Here is a 277-nt window from a genome sequence, read left to right as displayed (position 1 = left end):
AAACTGCAAATCTTGAACGAATCGGCAGTTCATGTTCTGCACCGCGTAGCCCCAGCAGCGCTCGATGATGTCACGAATACGAGCCTCCACATCGTCCTGCGCTGCAACCCACGTGGAATCTGTGCGTGTCCCTTGTTTTTGGTACGCACACTGGATCGTGTCCTCCAGCGACGCAATGATATCGACCAAAGTGCTGGGGTCCACCTCAGCCAGCGCGTGCTTGATGCCACGGCGGTCGCCAAGGTCCTCGATCACGGCCAGCGCCGCTACATGCGCC

The 277-nt window shown here is 58.8% G+C and carries 1 protein-coding gene; it reads right to left on the bottom strand.

The annotated features are described in order from the left end of the window. A partial coding sequence (locus AC1RPH_RS08295; RefSeq protein ID WP_481762111.1) for a hypothetical protein occupies nucleotides 1-277 on the bottom strand: 277 nt, incomplete at both ends.

It is taken from the genome of Dellaglioa sp. CoH-57-MRSF-16 (assembly GCF_056782055.1).
Note: the sequence above shows the minus strand (reverse complement) of the source record. Positions and strands in the feature narration are given on the sequence as shown.